Annotated in this window: 1 protein-coding gene; it reads left to right on the top strand. The window is 29.1% G+C overall.

The genetic code is table 11. From position 1 onward, the window contains the following. On the top strand, positions 1-2,602 hold a 2,602-nt coding region (locus tag AADI82_RS14800; RefSeq protein ID WP_341217183.1), incomplete at both ends, for a TonB-dependent receptor plug domain-containing protein.

Here is a 2,602-nt window from a genome sequence, read left to right as displayed (position 1 = left end):
AAAAGAGCAAGGTCGCGTTGCTTTTGAAGCAGTAGTGAGACAACGTGTAGACCCCGTTTTATTAGAAAAAGGAACAGGTAATAATTACAAAGCAAGAATATATCCTATTCCAGCCAAAGGCTACAAAAGAGTAGTTTTGTCGTACGAGCAAGAATTAATTTTTAGTGAAGAAGCACATTATTTTCATTTGCCTTTAGGATTTAAAAAGAATTTAGATCATTTTGTTTTAGAGGTAAATGTATTCAATCAAAAATTGAAACCTACATTGGAAGAAGGGTGTATTGATAACTTTCAATTTAAAGAATTATATAATAATTTTTATGCTAAAACTGAAAAGAAGAACTATACACCAAGCGAATCTTTAATAATTAAAATTCCACAATATTATAACAGCAATAAAACCATAATTTTTGATGATTATTTCTATATCTATAAAACTATAAAAGCAGAGAAAAGACTTAGAGAAAAATCAGATGAAATTACAATTTATTGGGACGCATCATTATCGATGAAATCTAGAAATTTAGAAAAAGAACTTGAATTTTTGGAGAATTATATCAACCATTTAAAAGATGTAAAAGTAGAATTAGTAAAGTTTAGTAATCAAATATTATCGACTAAAAATTATAAAATATCTAATGGAAACTGGTCAAATCTTAAACAAGCATTAATGCATACGGTTTATGATGGAGGGACATCTTACGCTAGTTTATTTTTGAATAATTCATCTCAAGAAATTTTAATGTTTTCAGATGGGATGAAAAATTTAAGTGATTTGGCAGTAAACACCAGTCAGCCAATTTATGTTGTAAATAGCATTGTTAAAGCAAATCATAGTGAGTTAAATAGCATTTGCGAAGCTACGAATGGGAAATATATAAATTTAAAAAATATAACCATTAAAGAATCAGTTGATAAAATGATATATCAACCTTTTAAGTTTTTAGGACATGAATCTTCAAATAAAAAAATGGAAGTTTACCCAAATAAAGCCACAACCGTTTCAACAGATTTTTCATTCTCAGGTAAGAATTTTAAGCGAAATGACACTGTGATTTTACAATTTGGTTATGGAAATAAGATTACTCAAAAAGATACTTTAGTTATAAAATCTGATGTTACAAATAATCTGGTAAAACGTATTTGGGCTCAAAAAAAATTAAATGAACTTCAGCAAGAAAGTAATATAAATAAAGATGAAATAGTAAAACATAGTATGTTTTATAATTTGGTTAGTAACCATACATCTTTAATTGTTTTAGAAACCGTTTGGGATTATGTACGATATAAAATTACGCCGCCCGAAGAATTGCTGGAAGAATACAATAGAATTATCAATAGAGATAATGGTAAAAAGGTAGTTACTATTCAAGAAAATAAAACTCAAACTGAAGAGAGAGCTACTTCTCAAACATCCAATTCTGGAAATATTTCAGGAACAGTTTTAGACAATTCTGGACTACCGTTGCCTGGAGTAAATGTGCGTGTAAAAGGTACTAATACAGGAACACAAACCGATTTTGATGGCAATTATTCAATAAATGCGGTTGAAGGTGTAGACTTAGTATTTAGCTACATCGGCATGCAAACCCTTGAAACTACAATAGGGAATTCATCTATAGTAAATATTTCTATGCAAGAAGATTCTGCACATTTGGATGAAGTTGTTATTGTTGGTTACGCTACACAAAAAAGGCAATCCCTTACAGGTTCGGTTACAACAATTAAGAGTGAAGAAATAAGCAACGGTTATCATGGAAATATAGCTAATGCTTTACAAGGAAGAGTTGCTGGTTTACAAGTAAATTCTAGAAATATTCCAGGTGCTAGCTCTAATATTGTTATAAGAGGTATTTCGTCTTTAAACAGAAACAGCCAACCGTTATATGTTATTGATGGCATATTAGTAAGTGGTGATGTTGATGATTTAATTGATGTTAATAATATTGAGAGTATAACGGTACTTAAAGGTGCTTCTGCTGGAGCTTTGTACGGCAGTAGAGCAGCAAATGGCGTTATTATTATAACGAGTAAGTTTAATAATAGTACTAGAAATAGAGCACGTAGTTTTAATAATTCAAGAGATAAAAGTAATAAATATATAGGACGATTAAAAGTAAAACCACAAACATTAAAAGCATCATATATTGTTGAATTAAATAATTCAAAATCTTTAGAAGACGCTTATAAAGCCTACTTATCTCAACGAGAAAAATATGAACACATCCCAGCTTATTATATTGATGTGTACGATTATTTTAAAACATGGAATAATAAAGAAATCGAATTAAGAATATTAACTAATATTGCTGAATTAGATTTTGATAATTACGAACTTTTAAGAGTTTTAGGTTATAAATTAGAAGAAGCCAATAACTATGGTTTAGCAGCTTATGTATACAATCAAGTATTAAAGTTGCGACCAGAAGATTCACAATCGTACAGAGATTTAGCTTTGGTGTATCAAGAAATAGGTTTAGCGCAAAAATCTTTTAATTTATTAAACAGTATTCTTAATGGTGCTATTTATAAAGATAATAACCGAAGAAAATTTGTAGGCATACAACAAATCTCTAAGAATGAAATTAACAAATTACTTCAA

The sequence above is a fragment of the uncultured Wocania sp. genome (genome assembly GCF_964021735.1).
Taxonomy (GTDB): domain Bacteria; phylum Bacteroidota; class Bacteroidia; order Flavobacteriales; family Flavobacteriaceae; genus Wocania_A.
The sequence above is the reverse complement of the archived record's forward strand: the minus strand, read 5'-3'. Positions and strand labels throughout refer to the sequence as shown.